The organism is Alteriqipengyuania triglochinis, from assembly GCF_054655655.1.
Genome location: NZ_BAAHNC010000006.1, coordinates 21,051 through 44,711 on the forward strand (window position 1 = coordinate 21,051; position 23,661 = coordinate 44,711).

Below are 23,661 nucleotides of genomic sequence, written 5' to 3' on the forward strand. Positions count from 1 at the left end.
AGCGGAGTCTGGAATGCCTCTCAAAGAGATCAATTTCGACGGGATCATCGGCCCCTCGCACAATTATGCGGGGCTGAGCCTCGGCAATATCGCCAGCGCAAGCCATCGCGGGCAGACCAGCCACCCGCGCGAGGCGGCGTTGCAGGGTCTCGCCAAGATGCGCGGCAACATGCAACGCGGCCTGCCGCAGGGCTTCCTCCTGCCGCTGCCGCGGCCCAATCCCGCTCTGACCGCCTCGCTCGCGCTCGACGGCAGCGAAGATCCTGCCCTGCGCGCCGCGCCATGGTCGGCCTCGGCCATGTGGACCGCGAATGCGGCCACGGTCTCGCCTGCACCCGACACGCGCGACGGACGCTGCCACCTGACGCCCGCCAACCTCATCACCATGCTCCACCGCACGCAGGAATGGCAGGACACGAAGGCCCAGCTCGACATTGCCTTCGGTGACGCAAAGCACTTCGCGGTCCACGATGCGGTGCCACCGACCTTTGGCGACGAGGGCGCGGCGAACCACATGCGCCTGTGCGACAGCCACGGCGAGGCAGGCGTCGAGGTGTTCGTCTATGGCCGCCCCGGCGGCAAATTCCCCGCGCGCCAGCACGAGCAGGCGAGCCGCGTGGTCGCGCGGATGCACGGGCTCGATCCCTCGCGCACAGTCTTCATCGAACAGAATCCCGAGGCGATCGAGGCGGGGGCATTCCACAACGACGTCGTCGCGGTGGCGAACGAGCGCGTGCTGTTCACCCATGCCCGCGCCTTCGCCGATCCGCAGGCGGCCTATGGCGCGATCCGCGAGGCCTTCCCCGCACTGGAACTGGTCGAGGTGCCCGAGAGCGCAGTGAGTCTGGAAGAGGCGATCCGCACCTACCTGTTCAACGCGCAGCTCGTCACCCTGCCCGATTCGACGATGGCGCTGATCGTGCCGAGCGAGTGCCGCGAGAGCGAGAGCGTGTGGCGCTTCTGCGAGAAAATGACGTCGGGCAACGGTCCGATTCGGCAGGTCATTCCGGTCGACGTGCGCCAGTCGATGGCCAATGGCGGCGGGCCCGCCTGTCTGCGCCTGCGCGTAGTGGCTGACCCGGCCACGGTCGATCCGCGCTTCCTGCTGGACGAGGCCAAGGCCGACCGGATCGAAGCGGTCATCGCCCGGGCATGGCCCGAAAACATCGCGCCCGAGGAGCTGGGAACCGATACGCTGGCGGATCGGGTCCAGGCCGCGCGGGCCGAACTGCTCGACGCGCTCGATCTGGCACAGGTACTTTAACGCGCTGGCAGCGCTGTCGGACAGGCTTACACTGGGATTTTCATTAACCAGCGCAAGCCGCAAAGATCCTGATCTGGCACGCGGCTTGCGAGGCTATCGGCTCGCAAGCGTTAAGGATGATGGATGCTCCGCAAGATTGCCCGCCTGTTCGTGATCAAGACCCGGTTCGAGGCCTTCCTGATCATCTACGCGCTGGCGCTGGGCTCCACCGCGCGCGGCGCAAGCTATCTGCAGCACTATCCCGGCTGGGGCGGCAAGCTGTTGTTCCTCGCCACCACCGGCGCGGTGTTCATGGCGGGCGCGAAGATACTCGACTGTCTGAAACACGAACGGGCGCAGAAGGTGGGCGGCCCAGAAGACTAGCCGCTTCCGCTCGCGCGATAGCGCTGCCACTCGCGGTTGCGGCGGCGGGCCGCGAAAATCGGAGGCTGGCGAAGGTGGGGCGGTTCTGTTGCTAGGCTCCCGAGACTTTGTGGTCGGGGCGAGGACCGATGCGCCATCGGATGGCACGGTTCTCTCAAGCTAGCGAAAGTGGGGCGGTTCTGTTGCTAGGCCCGCCCCGAGCCCCCGGTATCCGTTCTGTTGCCCGGTCGGTCCAACCGCGCTTTAGCTTTGTAAATTCAGGCCGTTAGGCCATCAAATTACGCAGCGAGAGCGAGTGCTTCGTTATCGTTGGCACTTGTGAAATAAGCTTTTTACGGAGTGCTCATTCCGGGCAAAAACGATGCCTTTCAACGCATGTCGATCCTGGTTCGGCCCCATCAGGAAGCCCGCCCCTCTCGCGTGAGGCCGGGCCTTTTGGTGGAGCCGCCGGGTACTGCCCCCGGGTCCATTGCGTCTATTATACACCGCAGTTTATCACCATAGCCGGCCGAAACCGGCACGGACCTATATAGGCGTTTGCAGCTTAATGTGAAGTGGATGGGGACCGGGATTTTCCCAACCTCGTCGCCCCCCGCGCACGCGGGGGCCCAGCTCCTGCCGCCTTAATCGCACATGCCTAGGGTGATGGGTTCCCGCCTGCGCGGAAATGACGAAGGGGTGGTCTATCCCCGCTCCGCCTTCAGCTCCGCCAAAATCTTCTTCAGCACGTCCAGTTGCGGGTCGGTCGGCACGTCGTCGCTCTTGGAGCTGTCCTCCACCTCGGCCTGTTTGCGCTGCATTTCCTCGGTCACGCGGTTCACCCCACGCACCAGCAGGAACAACGCGAAGGCGACGATCAGGAAGTTGATGATCGCGGTGAGCAGCGCGCCGTAACCGATCATCGCCACGCCCGCCTCTTTCAGCTGCTCATAGTTTTCCAGCGAGCCTTCATAGCCCTCCGGCACCTCGCCCAGCATCAGGAACCAGTTGGAAAAGTCGATATCGCCGAACAGCCAGCCGATGATCGGCATCAGCACCGCGTCGGTCAGCTGCTTCACGATCCCGCTGAACGCCGCGCCGATCACCACGCCCACCGCCAGATCGATCACGTTGCCGCGCGCGATGAACTTCTTGAACTCCTTGAACATGCGCGAGGCGCCCCCTTTTCTGCCGGTTATCGCAAAACCATTGGCATAGCGCCGCGGACCAGACAATCTGTCGCACGAACGTTGCACCTGGCCTTGCGCGCGTGCGCATGTGTCGTATACTGGCAATACACCATTTTTCCGGAGAGATAATTCGATGGCGTTCCGCACTTTCGTTCGCTCGATCCTGCTTGCGCTCGGCCTTGTCGCCCTGAGCGGTTGCGGCATCAACTCGGTCCCCACGGCAGAGGAAGAGGCCAATGCCCGCTGGGCCGACGTGCAGAGCGCGTATCAGCGCCGCGCGGACCTGATCCCCAACCTTGTCAGCACGGTACGCGCCGCAGCATCGTCCGAAGAAGATATCCTGACGCAGGTGATCGAGGCCCGCGCCAGCGCCAGCGAAGTGCAGCTGTCGACCGATGACCTGAACGATCCGGCCGCGATCCAGCGCTTCGATGCCGCACAGAGCCAGGTCGGCGGTGCACTTTCGCGCCTGCTCGTCACGGTAGAGAAATATCCCGAACTGCAGAGCCAGGCGCGCTTCGCGGACCTGATGACCCAGCTCGAAGGATCGGAAAACCGGATCGAAGTGGCGCGCAACCGCTACAACGAGGCGGTGCAGAACTATAACACCACGATCCGCACCTTCCCCGCGACGATCGCCGCCAACGTGATCTACGGGGCGGAACCGATGGAAGGCTTCCAGGCGCAGGCAGGTAGCGAGAACGCCCCCGAAGTGAACTTCGACGATATGGGCGGGGACGAGAACTGATCGGACGCCAAGGGCCGATCATGCTGCACCGTTTCGCTCCTTTCCTGCCACTGCTGCTGGCCGCCTGCTCGCTTCCAGACGCACCTGCACACGTGGCACAGCGCCTCGATGGGGTGGTAATCGACGAGGCCGATATTTTCGCGCCCGATGCCCGAAAGGCGCTCGAACGCGAGCTGACCGAATACGGGCGCGAATCGGGAGTCGCGCTGCTCGTCGTTACCGATGCCTCGCTCGACGGGGAGTCCATCGAACACGTTGCGTATGAGACGTTCGAGGCATGGGGCATCGGCGACCGGGATACCGAGTGCAGCCTCCTCGTCCTCGTCGCACCCGAAGAGCAGAGCGTGCGGATCGAAGTCGGTCCGGGGCTCGAAAACGATGTCACCGACGTTCTGGCCAAGCGCATTATCGAGAATGCGATGATCCCTCTCTATCGGGCCGGCGACCTTGCCGGGGGAACCCGCGCCGGGATCGACGAGCTGAAGCGTGCCGCCCCCCACCCCCCGCAATGCCGTAAAGGTGCCCCGTCGTGACGATGCTTCGAACCTTGTTCCTGTTCGCCTTCGTGCTGCTGGCACTGCCGGCAGCCGCGCAGGATCTGCCGCCGCGCCCCGACGGGCCGGTATACGACGGCGCGAACATGATCGACGATGCCGCCGAAGCCCAGCTCGACGCGCAGCTGCGCGCCTATAACGAGCAGACGGGCCGCGCGGTGATCGTCGCGACCGTGCCCAGTCTCGATGGCGAAACGGTCGAGGGATATGCGGTCGATCTTTATGAAACGTGGGGCATCGGCGGTGAAGAGACCGACGAGGGCGCGCTGTTGCTGGTCGCTCGCGACGATCGCAAGATGCGGATCGAGGTCGGCTACGGCTCCACGCCCACGCTGACCGACGCAATGTCCGGGCGGATCATCCGCAACACCATAACCCCTGCCTTCAAGCAGGGCGATTTCACCGGCGGGATCGTGGCGGGTGTCGGCCAGATGATCGAGGCGCTCGACATGGACCCGGCGACCGCCAAGGCGATCGAGGAAGCGGAGGCCGCCGCGCGGGCGCAGGAGGGCGACGAGGTGACCGGAGCGACCATCGGCGGCGCGTTCGTGTGGCTGATCCTGATCTTCGCCTTCATCGCCATCTTCGGCCGCGGAAAAAAGGGCCGGCGGCGGCGGCGCTACGGCGCGGGTAGCGCGGTGGGCGATGTCCTGCTGTGGACCGCGATCAACTCCGCTCTCAACTCGGGCGACCACGGTGGTGGCGGCGGCTTCGGCGGTGGCGGAGGCGGCGGTGGTTTCGGCGGCTTCGGTGGCGGCATGTCCGGCGGCGGCGGGGCGAGTGGAGGCTGGTGATGCAGATAACCCAAGCAGATCACACGGCGGTGACCGAAGCGGTCGCAGCGGCCGAGCTCACCACCTCGGGCGAGATCGTCACGGTCGTCGCGCGCGAGTCCGACGGCTATACCGATGTCGCGCTTGCCCTGTCGGCCTTCGTCGCCTTCACCGGGCTGGTGCTGCTCGCCTTCTTTCCCGATCCGGTGCTGAGCCTGTTCGACTCGCTTGCAGGCGGGTGGAACACCGAGTGGACGCCCTCGGGCCTGCTGGGCCTCGCCAGCGGCATCGGCATCGCGCTGTTCCTCGCCACTTTCGCGCTCACGCTGATCCCGGCGGTGCGCTTCGCCATCCTGCCCGGCCGGGTGAAGACCCTGCGGGTGGAAGACGCCGCGATCAGACATTTCAAAGTCGGCGCGGAACGCCGAACCCACGGCCGCACCGGTGTGCTGATCTTCGTCTCGCTGGCGGAACACCGCGCGCAGATCGTCGCCGATTCCGCCATCGCCGAGAAGGTCGATCCGGAGGTCTGGGGCGAAGCGATGGTCGACATGCTGCGCGAGATCAAGGCGGGCCAGCTGGGCGCGGGCATTGCCGCGGGCGTGCGCGACGTGGGCGAAATCCTCGCCCCCCATTTCCCGCGTGCCGACGATGACCAGAACGAGTTGCCCGATCGGCTCATCGCGCTGTAAGCGCGGGTCCATGACCGAAAGAAAACCGCCCGACCACGACGCGCCCGAAGAAATCCGTTGGCAAGGCGACTGGATCCTCGCCAAGCAGCGTGGCCGGTGGGAATATGCGGGCCGCGCGCGCGGCATGCGGGCCGCCGCGATCATCGCCATCGACGCGGCCGACGATGGCGCGCATGTCCTGCTGGTAGAGCAGTACCGCGTGCCGCTGAGCCGCCGCTGCCTCGAAATCCCGGCCGGACTGGTCGGTGACGACGATGGCGCGAGCGACGAGAGCGCGATCACCGCGGCCCACCGCGAGCTTGAGGAAGAAACCGGCTACAGGGCTGCAAAGATCGCCGATCTGGGCGAGTTCTTCTCCAGCCCCGGCATGGTCTCCGAAGGCTTCTCGCTGCTGCGCGCCGAAGGCCTGACGAAAGTCGGCGAAGGCGGTGGCACCGAAAGCGAGGACATCACCGTCCACCGCGTGAAGCTGAGCGAACTGGGCACCTTCGTGGAGGGTAAGCGCGCGGCAGGGGTTGCAGTAGACGTGCGCCTCGCCATGCTGCTGATGACACAAAAGATTGGAGAGAACGGATGGCTGGACGGGTAGCGGGCAAACTCGCACTCATTACGGGCGCGGCGCAGGGTCTTGGGGCCCAGGCAGCGATCACGCTGGCGCGCGAGGGCGCGCGGGTGCTGTGTACCGACATCAACGGCGAGGGCGCGCAGGCGACCGCGGCGTCGATCAATGAGGAATGCGGCGCCGGCACCGCCTACGGCATGGCGCATGATGTGACGCAGCCGGATCAGTGGGACGCTGCCATCGACATGGCGGAAGAAAAGCTTGGCGGGCTGAGCGTGCTGGTCAACAATGCCGGCGTCGGCGTGCGCGGCAATATCGAGACCTGCACGCTGGAAGACTGGCGCGCGGGCTTCGCGATCAATGTCGATGGCCCGTTCCTCGGCTGCCAGAAGGCGCTGCGCCTGCTCAAGGACAACCAGCCCGGCTCGATCGTGAACATCAGCTCGATCGCGGGGTTAATCGCGAGCGATACGATGCCCGGTTACAATGCCAGCAAGGCGGCGGTGTGGATGCTGACCAAGTCGGTCGCGCTGCACTGTTCGAAGATGGGCTGGAACATCCGCTGCAACTCGGTCCACCCGACGTTCGTCGACACGCCGATCCTCGACGGGATCGGGAAGAATGCGGGGATGGACAAGGAGGTCGTGATGGGCAAGCTGGCACGCCAGATCCCGCTCGGGCGGGTGGGCAAGCCGCAGGAAATCGCCAATGGCGTGCTGTTCCTCGCCAGTGACGAGAGCAGCTTTATGACTGCGGCGGAGCTGAAGCTCGATGGCGGTATCTCGGCGATGTAATCAGGTCTGAGTGTAGGTAATTTGGTGCGGGGGCGATCCTGTCGCCCCCGACCGGGGGTGTGTGGCCGGAGGGGGCCTCCGGCCGGGTCAGTCTGCGATGGCCCACAGGACGAGATAGGCGATCAGTGCGGCCCCCGTCAGGAAGATGGTCGTCAGCACGAAGGCCAGGCGGACCATGGTGACATCGCAGTCCAGGTAATTGGCGAGCCCCGAGCAAACCCCTGCGATCGAGCCGCGCTGCTTGTCGAGATGGAAGCGACGCGCGTTTCCGGAGTGGGGGGCGTGGCGATCGGTTTCGAACTGGCTCATGCGACCATCCCGGCGGTGTCGGCCATGACGGGGGCGATGGCGAAAGCGAAGGCGAGACCGGTGAAAGCGAGCGCTCCGGTACCGGCGATCAGGTTGCGGACGAGTGAAGACATGGTGATTTGATCCCTGTTGATGTGATTGCGGTGGAAGGTGTGCGGCTACGCGATCAGGCGAGCATCAGGCCGTTGGGGCTGGCAGGAACGATCGCGGTGGCGAAGAACACGGCCGAGACGCCGACCGCGAAGATGGCGGCGAACAGGCGGGTGCGAAGATCGGAAGCATTGGTCATTTTGTAGTCTCCTTATTGGGTCCGGGGGACGATCCCTCCGGATGCCAACTACATTGCAGGAGGTGTGCCAGTTTGCAGAAATGGGAGATTTCCGGGGTTTCCGTATCCATCACTGGTGAAGCAATTGTTCAGCCATCCGAAAGCTTGGTAATTTTTCCCAAGTGTTGGAAACGCCCCTTCGGCATCGCGCACGCGTGCCGGGCTGGCTTGCCTCCGCGCGCCGCGCTAGGGCTCTGACAAAGGCCCCTACCCGCATGGCGCTCGACCGCATTTCCCTCCTCGATTTTCGCAACCACGCCGAGACCACACTGGAGGGGACGGCGCGCTTCAACCTGCTCGTGGGCGCGAACGGGGCGGGCAAGACCAACGTCCTCGAAGCGCTCTCGCTGCTCGCCCCCGGCAGGGGCCTGCGCCGCGCGAAGCTACCCGAGATGGCGCGGCACGCAGGCTCGGGCGGCTTCGCCATCGGCGCGCGCGTCCAGCCGACCGATGGCGAAGAGCCGGTCCGGATCGGTACGTCGGTCGATCCCGCCGCCCCTACGCGCCGCCGCGTGCGCGTGAACGGTGCGGAGGCGAGCGCGCTGCGTCTCGCCGAATGGCTCTCGGTCCGCTGGCTGGTCCCGGCGATGGACGGCCTGTTTACCGACAGCGCAGGCGCACGGCGGCGCTTCCTCGACCGGATGGTGCTGGCGATCGCGCCCGGCCATGCCACGCTTTCCAACCGCTACGAGACCGCGCTGCGCAACCGCAACCGGCTGCTGTCGGACGAAGCGGTGCCCGATCCGCGATGGCTCGATGCGCTGGAGGCGCAGCTGGCCGAGCACGGCGCCGCGATCGCCGCCAATCGCCGGGAGCTGGTCGCGCAGCTGGAGGACGCGCTGCGGGCGGAGACCGACACGCCCTTCCCGCGCCCCGCCCTCGCCCTGGAGCCCGTGGGGCCGGAGGAGCGCGAGGCGTTGGCCCGGGCGCTGCGCGACAATCGCCGGGCGGAGCGGCGGGCGGGCCGCACGCTGATCGGCCCGCATCGCGTGGAGCTGGCAGTGACGCTGGCCGACAAGGGCGTGCCTGCGGCCAGCGCGTCGACTGGCGAGCAGAAGGCGATGCTGATCGCCATCGTCCTTGCTCATGGGACCATTGCCGCACGCGGGCGCGCGGGCGTGCTGCTGCTGGACGAGGTCGCCGCCCATCTCGACCCGGACCGGCGCGCGGCGCTGTTCGCGCGGCTCGCCGCCAATGGCGAGCAGGTGTGGATGACCGGGACCGAGCGTACGCCCTTCGATCCCATCCTGCCTCAGGCGGCGGTGTGGGACGTATCGGGCGGGACGCTCAGCCAGATCTAGGGCCGCGCGGCGTCTACTCGAAGGTTTCGGCGGTCACCTCGTTCTTGGGGCTCGGCCCGAACCTGTTCGGCCCCGGCGTGCCGGGAAGCACCAGCAGAACGAAGAAGGCGACGCTGGCGAGGAACCCGACGACCGGAATAACGCCCAGCAGGGCAAAGCCCAGATACCACCAACCGCTCATGTCACGGTCGTGCAGGCGACGCACCGTCACCGCGATGCTGGGAATGAAGGCGGCCAGCCCCCAGATTACAGCCGCGATGACCACCCCCCCTGTGAGGAAGCGATATCCCGCGAAGGGGTCAGCCGCATCCGCTCCTGCGAAAGCAGCCGGATCGCCGCGTGACGCAAACGCAATACCAAACAGCACGATCAGGACGATCGCATTCAGCAGCGCGAACATCCAGTATTCGAGACGGCGCGAGCGGCCCTGAAAGTCGAAGTACCGCTTAAACGGCAAAATCATCCACTGCATGTCGTGTCCCATCATCCTGCGGCATCCGGTGTGGATTGGCCCCTTCCTGAATGCGCGGCCTGAGCAGAAACCGGCCGGCTGCCGCAACACAAAAACGCCGTAGCGGGACAAAAAAAGGGGGCCCGGCGGGCCCCCTTCTCCTGGTGTGCGATGATCTGGAAAGATCAGAACTTGAAGCGCACCGTGCCGCCATAGGTGCGCGGCGCGCTGGGATAACCGGAAATGGTGCCCTGCTGCGCCACACCGGGGAAAACGGTGAGAATATAGCGTTCGTTGAGCAGGTTGCGGACGTAGCCAGCGACCTCGATCCCGTTGGCCAGCGCCAGTGTGAGCGAGCCGTTCACCAGGTTGACCTCGCGCCGGAAGTTGTTGTCCCGGATCGTCTGCAGGCCGTTATTGATGAAAACGTTGCTCTCGTGGTTGTAGTCGATCCGGCCGATCAGCTGGTTGCCCGACGCGCCGAAATCATGCGTGTAGGTGGCGGACGTCGCGATCGAGAATTCCGGGATGCCGCCGGGGCGGGCGCCGGTCAGATCGCCGATCTGCGAATTCGGGAAGTCGTCATAGGTCGAATCGAGGTAGGTCAGCGCGAAGGTGATCGCCAGCGGGTCTGCCGGAGTGATCACGGTGTCGAGCTCGAAGCCCCGGGTCGACTGCTCGCCCGCGTTCGCCAGCGCAAAGCCGGTGCCGGTGAACAGGAACGACTGGAAGCCCTGGATCGTCTGATCGAACAGCGCGAGGTTGAACGAGAAGCCGGGGTAGTTGCCCTTCAGGCCGATCTCGTAGACCTCCGCATCCTCGGGGCCGGCGAAGCGCGAACCCGTGGTCAGGTTGGTGATCGGCAGGCCCGCATCGCGGATCGGCGAGGACGGGGCGAGGAACTGGCTGCCACCGACCACTGCCGGAACGCCTGCGGGAAGCGTCGCGGGCACGAAGTCACCGAACAGCGGGCGGCTGTCGCGCGAGAGGTTGACCGAGCTGGCCTTGAAGCCGGTCGCGTAGGTGAAATACGTGTTCAGCTCGGGCGTGACCTCGAACGCGGCACGCAGCGTGTAGCTGAAATCGTCGTCGCGCGTCTTGCCGTCTTCCACCGCGTTGGGGATATCGAGGAAGGGCGGCAGGAACTGCAGCGCGGCAAGGCCCAGCAGCGGGTTGCAGACCGCGGGGTTGCTTACGCCCGTGGGGCACGGCGTCACTGCCAGCTGCGCGACCTGGCCGAACACGGCCTGGCCCTGCGGCGTGCCGATGAAGGCGTTGAACTGCGCCGGATCGGTCGCGTCGATGCCGCCGAAGGCCGGGTTCGCCAGCGCGCCGACGATGAACGCGTCGGCGAGGTTGATGTTGGCGAGCGGGTCGGTCGACTGCTGAGAAAGCGCGAAGTCCTTCTTGTCGTCGGTATAGTTGAACCCGCCGGTCAGCGTCAGGCGATCGTCGAACAGCGTGAAGTCGACGGTGCCGAAGATCGACCAGCTTTCATTGCTGAGCGCGAAGTTCTCGATCGTGCTCTGGCCGGGCGCGAAGATCGATCCGTCGGGCAGGCCCAGCTGCGCCTCGACGCCCGACAGCGTGCCCGGCGTGCCGCCGCCCGCCAGCAGATCGAAGAAGGCGCGCGAGTTCTGGCCGTTGAAGATGCCGCTGTTCTGCGTGATGTCTTCGTTGAAGTAGAACCCGCCGAGCAGGAAGTTCAGCGGCCCGTCGAAATCGGACGAGAGGCGGAATTCCTGGGTGAAGGTCTGGACGTCCTGGTCGCGGACCTCACGGATGAAGTCGAGCCCGGTGAAGTCGACGTCCTGGTCCTGGAAGTTCTGCAGTTCGCGGTAGGCGGTGATCGAGGTCAGGCCGATCGGGCCGAAGTCGAAGTCCGCCTGGACCGAACCGCCGTAGCTCTTCACCTTGTTGACGGGCAGGAAGTTCAGGTAGGTCGTGTCGCCGAAGAAATCGCCGGTCACGATGTCGCCGCCCGCGGCGATCACCAGCGGGGTGGTCGGCCCGGCGACGAGGTTGTTCACCTGGCAGCACAGCTCGTCGATTTCCGAATAGTCGCCGATCGCGCGGATCCGCAGCGGGCCGCCATTGTCGAACAGGAGCTGGCCGCGCGCGTTCCAGCGGTTGCGGTTGTTGATGTCTTCGCCGGTGTTGAGTTCGGTCGCGTAACCGTCGCGGCTGTTGTAGCCGCCGTCGATCGCGAAGGCGATGCTCTCGGTGATCGGGCCGGTAATGTCGCCTTTGAGGACAACCTGGTTGAAGTTGCCGTAGGTCGCGCTGACCGAACCGCCGAAGTCGAACTGCGGCTCGCGCGTCAGGACCGAGATCACGCCCGCGGACGCATTCTTGCCGAACAGCGTCGACTGCGGCCCGCGCAGCACCTCGATCCGATTGACGTTGGCAAGGTCGCCGATCGCACCGGCCGAGCGCGACCGGAACACGCCGTCGATGAAGACGCCGACCGAAGGTTCGATCCCGAAATTGTTGTCGCCGTTGCCGAAGCCGCGGATGATGAAGGTGGTGCTGGCAGAGTTCTGCAGCTGGCTGACCCGGAGCGACGGGGTAACCGTCTGCACGTCGATCAGGTCGCGGATTTCGGCGCGTTCGAGCGTGTCGCCGGTGGTGACGCTGACCGATACCGGCGTTTCCTGCAGCGTCTGTTCGCGCTTGGTCGCGGTGACGACGATGGTGTTGTTGCCGCCGAGCGCGCGTTCCAGATCTTCCTCGGTCTCGACCTGTTCGCCATCCACCGATGTGCCCGGCGTATTGTCCTGCGCGTAGGCGGCGGCTGGGAGGGCGAGCGTCGCGACACCTGCGAACAGGGCGTAGCGTGAGAAACCGGCATTGCCGGGAATCGAACGGGCCATCAGGTTTTCCTCTCAAGTATTTTTGTAGCGCTGTTGTTCAGGCTTAACAGTCGTTCATTAAACGGCAGGCCCCACCCGCTCAACTGCGAAAACAGCGAAAATCGCAGGAGTCCGGGCCGACTGTGACCCAAACGGCACATTTCCATGGATGCCGTAGCGTAATGAAACAGCCCGCCTGTCTTGTCCTGATGTGTTGCGGTGCAGCAGGTGCGCGGCTAAGGGGACACGCGCAAGGTTCTCGACTTTAGGTTTGTCGGGCACCCAATCCTCTCCCCGAAAGCGAATACTCCACCGTGTCCTTACGCAATATCGCGATCATCGCCCACGTCGACCACGGCAAGACCACCCTCGTCGACCAGCTCTTCCGCCAGTCCGGCACCTTCCGCGAGAACCAGCGCGTCGACGAACGCGCGATGGATTCGGGCGATCTGGAAAAGGAACGCGGGATTACCATCCTCGCCAAGTGCACCAGCGTGGAATGGGAGCATGATGGCGAGACCACCCGGATCAACATTGTCGACACCCCCGGCCACGCCGACTTCGGCGGCGAGGTGGAACGCATCCTCTCGATGGTCGACGGCGTCATCCTGCTGGTCGATTCGGCCGAGGGCCCGATGCCGCAGACCAAGTTCGTGCTCGGCAAGGCGCTCGCGCTGGGCCTGCGCCCGATCGTGGTGGTCAACAAGATCGACCGTCCCGATGCGCGCCCGCAGGAAGTGCTCGACGAAGTGTTCGACCTGTTCGCCAATCTCGATGCGAATGACGAGCAGCTCGAATTCCCCAGCCTGTGGGCCTCGGGCCGCGACGGCTATGCCAGCGACGACGAAACCGCGCGCTCGGGCGATCTCCAGCCGCTGTTCAAGCTGATCGTCGATCACGTACCCGCCCCCGGCCTCGACACCGAAGGCCCCTTCGCCTTCCTCGCCACGCTGCTCGACCGTGACAACTTCATGGGGCGCGTGCTCACCGGCCGCGTCCAGCAGGGCAAGATCAAGGTCAACGACCCGATCCACGCGCTCGACCGTGACGGCAACGTGATCGAAGTCGGCCGCGCGACCAAGCTGATGAGCTTCGACGGGCTCGACCGCGTGCCGGTCGAAAGCGCGCAGGCGGGTGACATCATCGCGATGGCCGGCCTCGAAAAGGCGACCGTCGCCAACACCATCGCCGATCCGGCGGTGAAGGAACCGATCGCCTCGCAGCCGATCGACCCGCCCACGCTCGCGATGCGCTTTGCCGTCAACGACAGCCCGCTCGCGGGCCGCGAGGGCGACAAGGTCACCAGCCGCATGATCCGCGATCGCCTGATGCGCGAAGCGGAAACCAACGTCGCCATCCGCGTGACCGAGGCCGAGGACAAGGACAGCTTCGAAGTCGCGGGCCGCGGCGAACTGCAGCTGGGCGTGCTGATCGAGACGATGCGCCGCGAAGGCTTCGAACTCGGCATTTCGCGCCCGCGCGTGCTGTTCAAGGAAGAGAACGGCCAGCGCATGGAGCCGTACGAAACCGTCGTGATCGACGTGGACGACGAATTCTCCGGCACGGTCGTGGAGAAGATGCAGCGCCGCAAGGCCGAGCTGACCGAGATGCGCCCGTCGGGCCAGGGCAAGACCCGCGTGACCTTCTCCGCCCCCAGCCGCGGCCTGATCGGCTACCACGGCGAGTTCCTGTCCGACACGCGCGGCACGGGGATCATGAACCGGCTGTTCGAGAAGTACGATGTCTACAAGGGCCCGATCGAAGGCCGCCAGAACGGCGTGCTGATCTCGATGGTGCCGGGCGAGGCCGTGCCCTATGCGCTGAACGCGCTGGAGGACCGCGGCGAGCTGTTCATCGGCGGCGGCGCGAAGATCTACGAAGGCATGATCATCGGCGAGAACGCCAAGCCCGACGATCTCGAAGTCAACCCGATGAAGTCCAAGCAGCTGACCAACTTCCGGTCGACCGGCAAGGACGATTCGATCCGCCTCACGCCCCCGCGCGTGATGACGCTGGAACAGGCGATCGCCTATATCGACGACGACGAAATGGTCGAAGTCACCCCCCAGAATATCCGCCTGCGCAAGCGCCACCTCGACCCGCACGAGCGCAAGCGCCACAAGCGCAAGATGGATAGCTGACACGCCGCCGCGACGCGTACGAAAAAAAGGGCCGCCCCGGATACCGGAGCGGCCCTTTTCTTTTGCCTGCGACGCTTCGATCAGAAGTGGAAGCTCAGCGTCGTGCGGAACGAGTGCAGGTTAAGGTTGCGGTCGGTCGGCGCGATGTTGGTCTGGCCGCTGTCGATCAGGAACGGGTTGGTCGCGGGCGCGGTGCCCTGCGTGACGAGGACGCTGTAGTCGTCGTCGTTGAATTCCTGATACAGGTATTCGAAACCGATCCCGACATTGCGGCTGAGCATCAGCTCGGCACCGCCACCGACCTGGCCGCCGAACTGCCAGTCGTCGTCGTTCTGCTGGGTGAAGGCGTTGGCACCGTTGGTGGTGATGAAATCGTGGTCGATCTTCGCGTAGCCGACACCGCCGGTCACGTAGAACAGGCCGCGGCCATCTCCGGGCGAAACGCCGACCCGGCCGCGCGCGGCGACGGACCAGTCCATCTGGCGGGCGACCGTGTAGCTGGCGGGGGTGGTGCTGAAGCCGTTGGAGTACTCGCTCGCTTCCGAACGCGCGCCTTCGAGCAGGACGCCGACCACGATCGGGCCGCCGTTGATCCGCTTGTCGTAACCCGCACGCACCGAATAGCCGAAGTCGGCATCGTCATCGATGCAGCCCTCGGCCGGGGTCCGGCCACGCGCAGCGCCATTGCAGAAACCGGGCGAGAACGCGTCCGCGCCGGCGGTGGTCGCAACGGTATCGCCATAGACGCCGTCGCCATTGGTATCGAAGATGATGCCGTCGGTGGTGCTGTCCTCGGGCGCGTCGAGGCCGAAGGTGCCGCCGACGTATAAGCCGTCGAAGTACTCGGGCGACGCGTCCTGCGCGAAGGCAGGCGTGGCGAGCATTGTCGCGGCCGCGAGGGCGATGAGGGGGGTGCTACGCATATTCCGGAAACTCTCGTTTTTCAGGTTGGGGGTGATGCGGCAAATCGCGCGCACCCCGCCTCCGTTCCCTGTCGCGATGTTCCCAAAACCGCTATTTGCGCCTTCCGTCCGAATTGTTGCCACAAAACAACACATTTGTTGGTTTGGTGCATGGTTCCCGAAAATCTCGCGGGATCGAATAAATAGCGATCCCGCACTCTAGACGCTCATTCGGCCGGCACGCGCTGGCAGGGCACGTCGCGCGAGAGGCCGATCTGGCCGGCCGATTTTCCTACGCGGCTGCGCAGCGGTATAGTCAGGGCCGCTCTTTCAAATCGTCCGCACCGCCAATCGACTTGATCGATCAAACCCGCCCCACTGATCGATCCGATTTGAACCCTTGTACTGTGTGTCAGGTGTGTCAGGCCGTCGCGCCCGCCCTCCGCCCGCCCCTTGCGGGACACTTCCCGGCTCACTGTGGTCAAAGCGGCCAGCTTCCGTTAACCAGCGCCGCCATGCAGACAGGCGTACTCATCTCACTCGCGGCCTACTTCGTCCTCATGTTGGCGATCGGGCTCTTTGCTTGGAAGAAATCGACCGATACCTCGGAAGGGTATCTGCTGGCCGGGCGCGGATTGTCGCCCGGGGTGGCGGCGCTCTCTGCGGGCGCGTCGGACATGTCGGGCTGGCTGCTACTGGGCCTGCCGGGCGCGCTGTATGCCGCAGGGCTGGTCGAGGCGTGGATCGGGATCGGCCTGTTCGTGGGTGCGGTGGCCAACTGGACCATCGTCGCGCCCCGCCTGCGCGAACAGACCGAGCGGATGGGCAATGCGCTGACCATCCCCGAGTTCATGGCCAACCGCTTCCCCAGCCAGGCGACCGCGCTGCGCGTGGTCTCCGCGATCGTGATCGTGGTGTTCTTCATGGTGTACTCGGCCGCCGGGCTGGTCGGCGGCGGCAAGCTGTTCGAGACCGCCTTCCCCGCGCTGCTGCCCGATATCGGGATGACCGACTACATGCTCGGCATCTGGATCACCGCGGGCGTGGTGCTGGCCTATACGATGGTGGGCGGGTTCCTCGCGGTCAGCCTGACCGACTTCGTGCAGGGTGTGATCATGCTGCTGGCGCTGGTCGTCATGCCTCTAGTCGTGATGTTCGGCCCCGGCGGAAGCGCGGGCGATAGCCTGACCGACATCCAGCCCGGCTTCCTCAGCCTGACAGAGGGGCTGACGACGATCGGCTTCCTGAGTGCGGTGACATGGGGCCTGGGCTATTTCGGCCAGCCGCACATCATCGTGCGCTTCATGGCGATCCGCTCGGTCCCCGAAGTGGCGACCGCGCGCAATATCGGTCTGGCGTGGATGTTCATCTGCCTGCTCGGCTCGCTCGGCATCGGGCTGGCGGGCCGCGCCTATGCGGACCGCAACGGGATCGTGGTCGACGATCCGGAGACGATCTTCGTGGTGCTGGCCGACCTGCTGTTCCACCCGCTGGTGACCGGCTTCCTGCTGGCGGCATTGCTGGCCGCGATCATGAGCACGATCTCCTCGCAGCTGCTGGTCAGCTCCAGCTCGCTGACCGAGGATTTCTACCGCCTGTTCCTGCGCCGCAACGCAAGCGAGCGTGAGGCGGTGAACGTGGGCCGCGTCTCGGTCCTGCTGGTGGCGCTCGCCGCGATCTGGGTCGCGAGCGATCCGGAAAGCGAAGTGCTGGGTCTCGTCGCGAACGCCTGGGCGGGCTTCGGCGCCGCCTTCGGCCCGCTGATCCTGCTGGCGCTGACCTGGCCGCGAATGACGGGCACCGGCGCGCTCGCCGGGCTGGTTGTGGGTGCGGGTACGGTCGGCTTCTGGATCGCACAGGGCTGGAACGCCGAGTTCATGGGCGGCCCCGGCGTGTACGAGATCATCCCCGGCTTCATCGCCGCAACGATCGCGATCGTGCTCGTCAGCCTCGCCACCAAGGGCGAGGATCTGGGCCATTACGCGGTCGAGGGCGAAGCCGCCTAGCGCGCCTCGCTCTCGATCACGAACTGCGCGATCGCGTCCACCACTCCGGGCGCGAGCGGCAGGTCAGGGTCTGAATAAGCCGCAATATTGGCCGCCCGGCTGTCGCCGGGCACCGGCTTGAGCACGTGGTTCACGCCATCGAGCAGGACCAGCCTCGCATCGGGCCGCGCGGAGGCCAGCGCCTGCGCATCGGAAGCGGGCGTCTGGAGATCGGCGCGGCCGTTGAGGATCAGCACCGGCAGGTCGTGCGCGGCGATCAGCTCGGTCGGCTCCTGCCGGAACATGCTCCCGACGAAGCCCTGCACTTCCGGGCCGAACAGCGGGATGAGGCCGGGGTGCATTTCGTCGAGCGGCACGCTCTCGCCCGCCTTCAGCTTCGCGATGATCGTGTCGACCTGCGGCAGGATCGGCGCGTTGGCAGGGTTGGCGGCCAGCTGTGTGCGGATAACGTCGGCTGCGTTCACGCCAACGCTCGCCACCAGCAGCATCCCGCAATAGCGCGACGGGTCCTTCGCCGCCGCCGCCATCGTCATCAGCCCGCCCTCGCTGTGGCCGAGCAGCCAGACGCATTGCCCGTCGCTCGCCTGCGAGATCGTGTCGACCCAGCTTTCGATATCCGCGACATAGTCGGCCACAGTCACATCATTGGGATCGGGCACCGCGCCCGCGCTGGCAAACATGCCGCGCTTGTCGATCCGGACCGAGGCGATACCACGCTGCGCCAGCGCCTCGGCGAGCAGTTTGTAGGTCTGCGCCGCGATGCCCAGAGGACTGTTCCCATCGCGGTCGGTCGGGCCGGAGCCGGGCACGATCAGGACCGAGGGCGTGCCCTTGGCCAGCCTGCCTTCCACCGTTCCGGCGAGATCGCCCTGCAGGCCGGGATGGGTGGCGGTGATCGGCTCCTGCGCGGCCAGCGGAGCGGCAGTTGCCGAGAGCGCCAGGGCACTCGCGAGGGTGACGAGCTTGCGCATGCTACGCCTCCTTCCCGGCATGGCCGCGGGTGCGCCAGAACCACCAGCTGTAAACGGCCGGGACCAGCGCGGCGAGAAGCGTCCCGCCGATCATCGCTGTCACCCGCAATGCAGGCGCTACGTCGAGGAGCCCCACCAGCACGAGCGCGGCGCCCGCCAGCATGAACAGCTTGCCGCCCAACCGGTGGGTCGCGACCCAATTGTCTTCATCGGTAATGGTCCACGGCGTGCGGATGCCGACGAAGAAGCCGGGGCGCGACTTGGGCAGCATGTTGCCGATCACCACGAACAGCAGGCCGACCAGCACCATGATCGCCCCTGTACCGGGGGAATAGCCGAAGATCGGACCTGCCACGATGCCCTGAAGGGCGACGAACAGCGCCATCATGCCGATCCAGACCGCGCGCAGCAGCGGGGCGGACTTGGTCAGCTTGTCCTGCATCGGCTCGAGCATCGGGGTGACCGCGAACACCAGCGCCACGAACAGGGAGACCCCGGCAGGCATCAGCAGCGCGCGCAACGCGGGCATGGTCTGGTCGACCTCTCCGGCAGCGTTCCAGTGGGTCGGCAACTCCATCCCCTCAGGCGCAATCCCTGCAGCCCAGAACGCGAACGCGACCATCAGCAAGACGACCAGCAGGTTTCCCAGCAGAAGCGACTTCACCTTCATGAGCTTTCCTTTCCTTGCAGCGGATCGCTTCCGTCTGCGTGCGCGGTTTGTGTGCCGGCGCCGATACCGACCCGGTCCATGAAACCGTGCAGCGCCTCTTCCAGCGTCGACATGTTGATCGTGTAGATGACCGATCCCCTGCGGTTCTCGCCGTGGATCAGTCCGGCTTCCTTCAGCTTGGCGAAATGGCCGGACATGGTCGGCTTGGACACGGGGAAGCGATCGGCAAGGTCGCCCGCAGTCATCCCGCCCCCCTTCAGCAGTTCGAGCACTTCGCGACGTATCGGATGCGACAGGGCATCGAAAACCTTGTTCATAGCTATTTAGCTAAAATCCGAAATGGATGATGTCAAGCAGTGCAAATCCTCGCACTTCGGACGGAGCGCGTGCGCGCCCCGGCACGCGTCAGACGAGAATCCGCTCTGCCAGCACCAGCAGGGCATAAACGCCCGCACCCGCCGCGAAGGGCACGAACCGGCTCCGCCGCTCTTCCGGCAGCTCTTCCTTCAGGACCAGCAGGATAACGCCACCGCCGACGAAGGCGAACAGGCCGCCGATGACGAGTTCGGACACCGCGACCAGCAGGCCCGTCGCCCATCCGATCAGGGTCGCGCCGGAGAGCACCCATCGTCCGCGCGCGTCGTAGATTTCGGGATGGTGGCTGCGCATGCCGAAATCGGCGGTGACAAAATGCAGCACCATCGCCCCGAAATAGAGCGCCAAGCCGATTGCCGAGGCATCCTCGCGGTGGTTGAGCAGGTAGGCGATGATCGCGACAAGCACCGAAGTGGCACCGATATGCAGCCAGAAAACGCCGCTACCCGGCCTATCGTGGGTACGGCGTGCGTTGCGGCTACCGATGATCGTGCGCTCGACCCCGTAGTACAGGGCCAGCCCGAGAAGCGAGAGCGCGTAGATCGCCCCCTCCGCCGCCGCCGCGCCGAGCCCGGTCGCACGTTCGAAGGTGGCAGCATGCGCGGCGAGTTCGGGCAGGACGTGCAAGAAGACGTAACCGACCGCGACCCCGCCCGCGAAGCTGAGCCAGCGGCTGCGCGGCGTGACCTCGAGAAAGCGCAGGCGGCCGACCAGCAGGTGCACGGCGCAGAAGGCGAGCGCCATGGCGAAGGTCGGCCAGACCGCGATCCCCTCCCCCATCCGGCGTGGCCTTATTTATAGGCCTGGAAATTGGGCTGGCCGTTGGACGCGCTCACCCCGCCATCGACGGGCAGGTTCGCGCCAGTGACGAAACGTGCGTCCTGCGAAGCAAGGAAGGCGACCACGGCCGCGACATCCTCCGGCTCACCCGGTCGGCCGAGCGGGATGCGCCGCAGGAAAGCGTCGAGCAGCTGGTCGTCATTGCGAATCCCGTCACTCATCTCGGTTCGCGTGAGCGACGGGCACACCGCATTCACGCGAATGCCCTGTTCGCCCAGCTGCAGCGCGAGGCCGCGCGTCAGGTTGGTCACCGCGCCCTTGCTGGCGTTGTAGATCGGCATGGTCCAGTCGCCCCCGGTGCCCGAGACGCTGGAGGTGTTGACGATGCTGCCGCCACCGGGCGCGTCGCTCTTGGCGAGGTGTGGGATCGCGGCGCGGCACAGGTACAGCACGCCTTTCACGTTGATATCGATCACCTTGTCGATATCCTCGTCGCTCGCCTCGGCCAGCGGGCCCGCCGCCGCGGTGCCGGCATTGTTGACGAGGCAGTCCAGCCCGCCGAACCGGTCGACCGTCTTCAAGACGATCTCCTTCGCGAAATCGGCGCTCGACACGTCGCCCTCGACGATCAGCGTGCGTTGCTCATCCAGATCGGCGGCGACCTTCTCAAGGTCGTCGCGGCTGCGGCTGTTGAGGACCAGATTGGCCCCTTCGTCGGCGAACCGGCGAGCGATCGCCTCTCCGATGCCGGAGGAGGAGCCGGTGACGATGACGGTGCGATTTGTGAAACGTTGCATGGCGGGTCTTTCGGGTGTCGGTGTGACTTGACTATGCCGAACCAACCAGCCGGGGCGGCGATGTTTCCGGCGCGTGGCACCGCCTTTAGGGAAGCGTTCAGGAGCCCGGCGCGATAAGGATCTTCGAGATGAAGGTTTCACAGTTTCTTTGCGCAGGGCTGGCGCTGGCGACATTGTCCGCCTGCCAGCTGCTGCCGGATCGCGACGGACGCGCGCCCGCGTCGCGCACGCCGCCGCCGATCGACCGCAGCGGCGGGCCCTCCCCCAGCCGGGCGGGCCGGCAATGTCTCGCGCAGCTTGGCGCGACGGGGGCCAGCTTCTCTCCGCTGCCGAATGTCTTCGACGCCCCCGGATGCACGCGGATCGACACCGTTTCACTCACCGATCTCCAAGGCGATGCGAGCCGTTTCGCGATTGCCAATCTTGGCCCGGTGACATGCGCGACCGCCGAAGCCTTCGCCGGATGGGTCCGCTTCGGCGTGGACCGGGCTGCGCGTGCCTATCTCGGCAGCCCGCTGGCCCGGATCGAGACCATGGGCAGCTACTCGTGCCGCAATGTCGCGGGCAGCAGGAAGCGCTCCGCGCACGCCCGGGCGGAAGCGATCGATATCGCGGCGTTCGTGCTGGAAGACGGACGGCGTGTTTCAGTGCAAGGGGACTGGAACGGGGGAAGCGCGGCCGAACGCGAATTTCTGCGCGTCGTGCGCAAGAGCGCATGCAAGCGGTTCGGCACCGTGCTGAGCCCCGATTACAACGCAGCGCATGCAGATCACTTCCACCTCGAAGTGGGCGATGGCAGCTTCTGCCGATGATCTTTCGCGATCAGGCGCTGGCGGGGCGGTCGAGTTCCTGCGCCACTGTGCGGATCGCTTCGGGCGCGAAGGAGAAACCCATGTGGCTGCACCGAAGCGCCACCGCCCGGTCCCGCTCTTCAGGATAGCCTGCGGCGGAACGCGGGCTGATCGCACCATCGCGCGGGCTCCACAGCGCCACCGTCTCGACCGGGGGCTTGCGCGAAAGCTGGCCCGCAATCTTCACATCGGCAATCCGGTGGCCGGCGATCGCCTGGTAAATGCGCCAGACGTTGTTGGCACGAAGCGAGCCCGAAAACGGCGAGCCCATCGAAATGACCTTGGCCACCGCATCGGGCTGACGCTTGGCGAGCTCGCGTGCATACAGGCCGCCGAGGCTCCAGCCGACCAGCACCACAGGCTCTCCCGCACGCTTGTGCAGGTCCAGCAGGCGCTCTTCCAGCTGGCCGAACAGATCGTCGCTGAAACCCCAGTTATAGCCGCAGCCCCAGCGCTTGACGGTGTGGCCCGCATCTTCCAGTCGCCGCGCGAAATAGCGCATCTTGATCGGATTGGTCCCGAAGCCGGGAAGCACCATGACCATCCGCGGATGGCGCGCCTTGGCAAGCTTGAACGGCTTAAAGAGAGAGCGATAAAGCCGGCGGACGGGCTCCAGCAAGTAGCCAAGCTCGGCAATCAGATACCACAGGCGCGGGCCGCCCGAGCCATCGGGATCGGGCTCGCGCGCAAGCTCCAACCGCCGCGCCCACTCGCTGTCTGCCAGCGCAGTGAAGCCGGGCACGCCCAGCGGCAGGGCGGGTTGGGGGGCTGTCTGGCCGAATGTCCTGGTAATGGCTCGCACATCTCTCCAATGCGGGAGAGAGCCCGAAGTTTCCCGGTGGCGTGCCGTGCGTCGACCGTGATCGACGCGACCCGACCTATTCGGTCCCGCCCTCGCACGCGCCGATCTTCTCGCTGACGACCCGCATGGCGACCCCGCCTTGGCCCCCGTCGAACCCGGCGACAGTCATTTCGAGGTCGGTGGAGGTCGTGGTAACCGTGCCCGAAATCCGGGCCTCGGTCTCGGGCTGGAACCGGTCGCCTTCGCACACCATCACCGCCTCGAGCCGCTCTCCGTCCAGCTGGTAGCTGTCGAAGCGGCACGCCCCGGCGCCCTGCATCGCGAGCAGCATCTCGCGATAGCCGCCCTGCACGTCTTCTTCGGTCAGGCACTGGTTGTCGTCGGCGAACTGGGATGAGGACGCGCCGTCCGCCCCCCCGGCGAGCGAGACCTGCGTGCGGTAGAGCCCGGCCTCGAGCCGCACGTCTCCTTCCGGCACGGGCGCGCGATCCTCTTGCGTGGCGAAGGGCGATCCGTCGCAGGCCGACAGGAGAAGGGCGAAGCCGCCCAGCACAAGAAGTCGCATTATGGAGTTGTCTCGCCTTGGAAGTGGGCCGCAGGGTACGCGGGCTAGCGACTGTCGTCAGCCCGGGCAATCGCCGATGCGCGTGCCGGTAACCTTGCCCTTCATCGTCACCTCGCCCGTCTCGGTTCCGGTGATCGTGCTGTCCATGGTCAGCGTGAAATTGTCCTCATCGAACGCGCCGTCCATCGCGATCTTCGCCGTGCCGCCATTGTCGCCGGCGCAGGTCATCCGCAGGGTCAGGCTGTCGCCCGAGCGGTCGAACTCGTCGTAGGTGCAGTTGTCCTTCTTGTCGCCGCCGAAGAAGCCGGCGTCGGGCTGGTCCGCTTCCTCCTGCGTGATACACGAGGTGGTGGTAATCGACTGGCCCATCTGGCCGGCGATCATCTCCTTCACACTGGCGGGAACCCCGGGCATGTCGAGCTCGGTGAATTCGATGGTGTTTTCCCACTGGCCCGCGCGCATCTTCATCTCGCCGCCCGAGGCGGCTTCGGCGGCCGTTTCCTCGCCGGTGATCTCGCCGTCGCCATTGCTATCGGCTCCCCCGTCGGAACATGCGGAGAGCAGGGCGAGACAGGCCGAGGCGGCGATGATGGTGCGCATGGAAGGTCCTTTCGCATAGGAGGCACGGGATCGGGACGAAG

At 65.8% G+C, this 23,661-nt stretch carries 26 protein-coding genes and 1 other RNA gene; 12 read left to right on the plus strand and 15 right to left on the minus strand.

The window, feature by feature from the left end; genetic code table 11:
• Nucleotides 1-13 precede the first annotated feature (13 nt).
• Together ACYQ0L_RS14090 and ACYQ0L_RS14095 are read left to right on the plus strand one after the other, a co-directional pair.
• Nucleotides 14-1,264: an N-succinylarginine dihydrolase gene (locus ACYQ0L_RS14090; RefSeq protein WP_459789983.1), complete on the plus strand. Its 1,251-nt coding sequence runs from the start codon at nucleotides 14-16 to the stop codon at nucleotides 1,262-1,264.
• Between the two features lie 123 nt (nucleotides 1,265-1,387).
• Entirely contained in the window at nucleotides 1,388-1,627 is a 240-nt protein-coding gene (locus ACYQ0L_RS14095; protein WP_459789984.1) for a hypothetical protein, read from the plus strand.
• 205 nt (nucleotides 1,628-1,832) lie between these two features.
• On the opposite strand, the gene ssrA is transcribed toward ACYQ0L_RS14095, so the two are convergent.
• Nucleotides 1,833-2,185, minus strand: a transfer-messenger RNA (tmRNA) gene (gene ssrA, locus ACYQ0L_RS14100).
• 125 nt (nucleotides 2,186-2,310) lie between these two features.
• Nucleotides 2,311-2,775: a large conductance mechanosensitive channel protein MscL gene (gene mscL / locus ACYQ0L_RS14105; RefSeq protein WP_459789986.1), complete on the minus strand. Its 465-nt coding sequence runs from the start codon at nucleotides 2,773-2,775 to the stop codon at nucleotides 2,311-2,313.
• 154 nt (nucleotides 2,776-2,929) lie between these two features.
• On the opposite strand from mscL, the gene ACYQ0L_RS14110 reads away from it, so the two are divergent.
• The 6 genes from ACYQ0L_RS14110 to ACYQ0L_RS14135 are packed head-to-tail and all read left to right on the plus strand — an operon-like array spanning nucleotide 2,930 to nucleotide 6,919.
• On the plus strand, nucleotides 2,930-3,544 hold the full coding sequence (locus ACYQ0L_RS14110) for a LemA family protein (protein WP_459789987.1): 615 nt from the start codon (nucleotides 2,930-2,932) through the stop codon (nucleotides 3,542-3,544).
• A 20-nt stretch (nucleotides 3,545-3,564) separates the two neighbouring features.
• On the plus strand, nucleotides 3,565-4,077 hold the full coding sequence (locus tag ACYQ0L_RS14115; protein WP_459789988.1) for a TPM domain-containing protein: 513 nt from the start codon (nucleotides 3,565-3,567) through the stop codon (nucleotides 4,075-4,077).
• A 2-nt stretch (nucleotides 4,078-4,079) separates the two neighbouring features.
• Nucleotides 4,080-4,892, plus strand: a complete 813-nt coding sequence (locus ACYQ0L_RS14120; protein ID WP_459790072.1) for a TPM domain-containing protein — start codon at nucleotides 4,080-4,082, stop codon at nucleotides 4,890-4,892.
• On the plus strand, nucleotides 4,892-5,563 hold the full coding sequence (locus ACYQ0L_RS14125; protein WP_459789989.1) for a TPM domain-containing protein: 672 nt from the start codon (nucleotides 4,892-4,894) through the stop codon (nucleotides 5,561-5,563). The genes ACYQ0L_RS14120 and ACYQ0L_RS14125 overlap by 1 nt, the downstream gene beginning before the upstream one ends.
• Nucleotides 5,564-5,573: 10 nt before the next feature.
• A complete protein-coding gene (locus tag ACYQ0L_RS14130) occupies nucleotides 5,574-6,152 on the plus strand; it encodes an NUDIX hydrolase (protein ID WP_459789991.1) in 579 nt (192 codons plus the stop codon).
• Nucleotides 6,137-6,919 carry an SDR family oxidoreductase gene (locus ACYQ0L_RS14135; protein WP_459789992.1) on the plus strand — a complete coding sequence of 261 codons (783 nt, stop codon included), beginning with the start codon at nucleotides 6,137-6,139 and terminating at the stop codon, nucleotides 6,917-6,919. The genes ACYQ0L_RS14130 and ACYQ0L_RS14135 overlap by 16 nt, the downstream gene beginning before the upstream one ends.
• 87 nt (nucleotides 6,920-7,006) lie before the next feature.
• Here the strand turns inward: ACYQ0L_RS14135 and ACYQ0L_RS14140 are convergent, their stop codons facing one another.
• Together ACYQ0L_RS14140 and ACYQ0L_RS14145 are read right to left on the minus strand one after the other, a co-directional pair.
• On the minus strand, nucleotides 7,007-7,228 hold the full coding sequence (locus ACYQ0L_RS14140; protein WP_459789993.1) for a PspC domain-containing protein: 222 nt from the start codon (nucleotides 7,226-7,228) through the stop codon (nucleotides 7,007-7,009).
• Between the two features lie 166 nt (nucleotides 7,229-7,394).
• Nucleotides 7,395-7,517, minus strand: a complete 123-nt coding sequence (locus ACYQ0L_RS14145) for an enoyl-CoA hydratase (RefSeq protein ID WP_459789995.1) — start codon at nucleotides 7,515-7,517, stop codon at nucleotides 7,395-7,397.
• 254 nt (nucleotides 7,518-7,771) lie between these two features.
• Between ACYQ0L_RS14145 and recF the strand changes: the two genes are divergently transcribed.
• On the plus strand, nucleotides 7,772-8,857 hold the full coding sequence (gene recF, locus ACYQ0L_RS14150; RefSeq protein WP_459789996.1) for a DNA replication/repair protein RecF: 1,086 nt from the start codon (nucleotides 7,772-7,774) through the stop codon (nucleotides 8,855-8,857).
• A 13-nt stretch (nucleotides 8,858-8,870) separates the two neighbouring features.
• Here the strand turns inward: recF and ACYQ0L_RS14155 are convergent, their stop codons facing one another.
• Entirely contained in the window at nucleotides 8,871-9,440 is a 570-nt protein-coding gene (locus tag ACYQ0L_RS14155; RefSeq protein WP_459789998.1) for a DUF805 domain-containing protein, read from the minus strand.
• Between the two features lie 53 nt (nucleotides 9,441-9,493).
• Nucleotides 9,494-12,181, minus strand: coding sequence for a TonB-dependent receptor (locus ACYQ0L_RS14160; RefSeq protein WP_459790000.1), 2,688 nt, complete (start codon nucleotides 12,179-12,181; stop codon nucleotides 9,494-9,496).
• A gap of 293 nt (nucleotides 12,182-12,474) precedes the next feature.
• On the opposite strand from ACYQ0L_RS14160, the gene typA reads away from it, so the two are divergent.
• Nucleotides 12,475-14,301: a translational GTPase TypA gene (gene typA / locus ACYQ0L_RS14165; protein ID WP_459790001.1), complete on the plus strand. Its 1,827-nt coding sequence runs from the start codon at nucleotides 12,475-12,477 to the stop codon at nucleotides 14,299-14,301.
• Between the two features lie 80 nt (nucleotides 14,302-14,381).
• Here the strand turns inward: typA and ACYQ0L_RS14170 are convergent, their stop codons facing one another.
• Nucleotides 14,382-15,224 carry an outer membrane protein gene (locus ACYQ0L_RS14170; RefSeq protein ID WP_459790002.1) on the minus strand — a complete coding sequence of 281 codons (843 nt, stop codon included), beginning with the start codon at nucleotides 15,222-15,224 and terminating at the stop codon, nucleotides 14,382-14,384.
• Between the two features lie 494 nt (nucleotides 15,225-15,718).
• Here ACYQ0L_RS14170 and putP point away from each other — a divergent pair, with 494 nt between their 5' ends.
• On the plus strand, nucleotides 15,719-17,209 hold the full coding sequence (putP, locus tag ACYQ0L_RS14175; protein WP_459790003.1) for a sodium/proline symporter PutP: 1,491 nt from the start codon (nucleotides 15,719-15,721) through the stop codon (nucleotides 17,207-17,209).
• Here the strand turns inward: putP and ACYQ0L_RS14180 are convergent.
• The 5 genes from ACYQ0L_RS14180 to budC all read right to left on the minus strand — a co-directional run bounded on the left by ACYQ0L_RS14180 (nucleotide 17,206) and on the right by budC (nucleotide 20,802).
• A complete protein-coding gene (locus ACYQ0L_RS14180) occupies nucleotides 17,206-18,180 on the minus strand; it encodes an alpha/beta hydrolase (protein WP_459790004.1) in 975 nt (324 codons plus the stop codon). The genes putP and ACYQ0L_RS14180 overlap by 4 nt on opposite strands.
• A gap of 1 nt (nucleotide 18,181) precedes the next feature.
• Complete coding sequence (locus ACYQ0L_RS14185) at nucleotides 18,182-18,850, minus strand: SdpI family protein (RefSeq protein WP_459790005.1); 669 nt, start codon at nucleotides 18,848-18,850, stop codon at nucleotides 18,182-18,184.
• Nucleotides 18,847-19,167: a metalloregulator ArsR/SmtB family transcription factor gene (locus tag ACYQ0L_RS14190; RefSeq protein WP_459790006.1), complete on the minus strand. Its 321-nt coding sequence runs from the start codon at nucleotides 19,165-19,167 to the stop codon at nucleotides 18,847-18,849. Before ACYQ0L_RS14190 ends, ACYQ0L_RS14185 begins: the two co-directional genes overlap by 4 nt.
• 88 nt (nucleotides 19,168-19,255) lie before the next feature.
• The gene (locus ACYQ0L_RS14195; RefSeq protein ID WP_459790008.1) at nucleotides 19,256-20,005 is read right to left on the minus strand and encodes a hypothetical protein; all 750 of its coding nucleotides are present in this window, start codon (nucleotides 20,003-20,005) and stop codon (nucleotides 19,256-19,258) included.
• Between the two features lie 11 nt (nucleotides 20,006-20,016).
• Nucleotides 20,017-20,802, minus strand: a complete 786-nt coding sequence (budC, locus tag ACYQ0L_RS14200) for a meso-2,3-butanediol dehydrogenase (protein WP_459790009.1) — start codon at nucleotides 20,800-20,802, stop codon at nucleotides 20,017-20,019.
• A gap of 128 nt (nucleotides 20,803-20,930) precedes the next feature.
• Between budC and ACYQ0L_RS14205 the strand changes: the two genes are divergently transcribed.
• On the plus strand, nucleotides 20,931-21,614 hold the full coding sequence (locus ACYQ0L_RS14205) for an extensin-like domain-containing protein (protein ID WP_459790010.1): 684 nt from the start codon (nucleotides 20,931-20,933) through the stop codon (nucleotides 21,612-21,614).
• 10 nt (nucleotides 21,615-21,624) lie between these two features.
• On the opposite strand, the gene ACYQ0L_RS14210 is transcribed toward ACYQ0L_RS14205, so the two are convergent.
• From ACYQ0L_RS14210 to ACYQ0L_RS14220, 3 genes are all read right to left on the minus strand, one after another.
• Nucleotides 21,625-22,395 carry an esterase/lipase family protein gene (locus tag ACYQ0L_RS14210; RefSeq protein ID WP_459790073.1) on the minus strand — a complete coding sequence of 257 codons (771 nt, stop codon included), beginning with the start codon at nucleotides 22,393-22,395 and terminating at the stop codon, nucleotides 21,625-21,627.
• 136 nt (nucleotides 22,396-22,531) lie between these two features.
• Nucleotides 22,532-23,020, minus strand: coding sequence for a DUF3617 domain-containing protein (locus ACYQ0L_RS14215; RefSeq protein WP_459790012.1), 489 nt, complete (start codon nucleotides 23,018-23,020; stop codon nucleotides 22,532-22,534).
• A 57-nt stretch (nucleotides 23,021-23,077) separates the two neighbouring features.
• Nucleotides 23,078-23,620: a DUF3617 domain-containing protein gene (locus ACYQ0L_RS14220; RefSeq protein ID WP_459790013.1), complete on the minus strand. Its 543-nt coding sequence runs from the start codon at nucleotides 23,618-23,620 to the stop codon at nucleotides 23,078-23,080.
• Nucleotides 23,621-23,661: the final 41 nt, after the last annotated feature.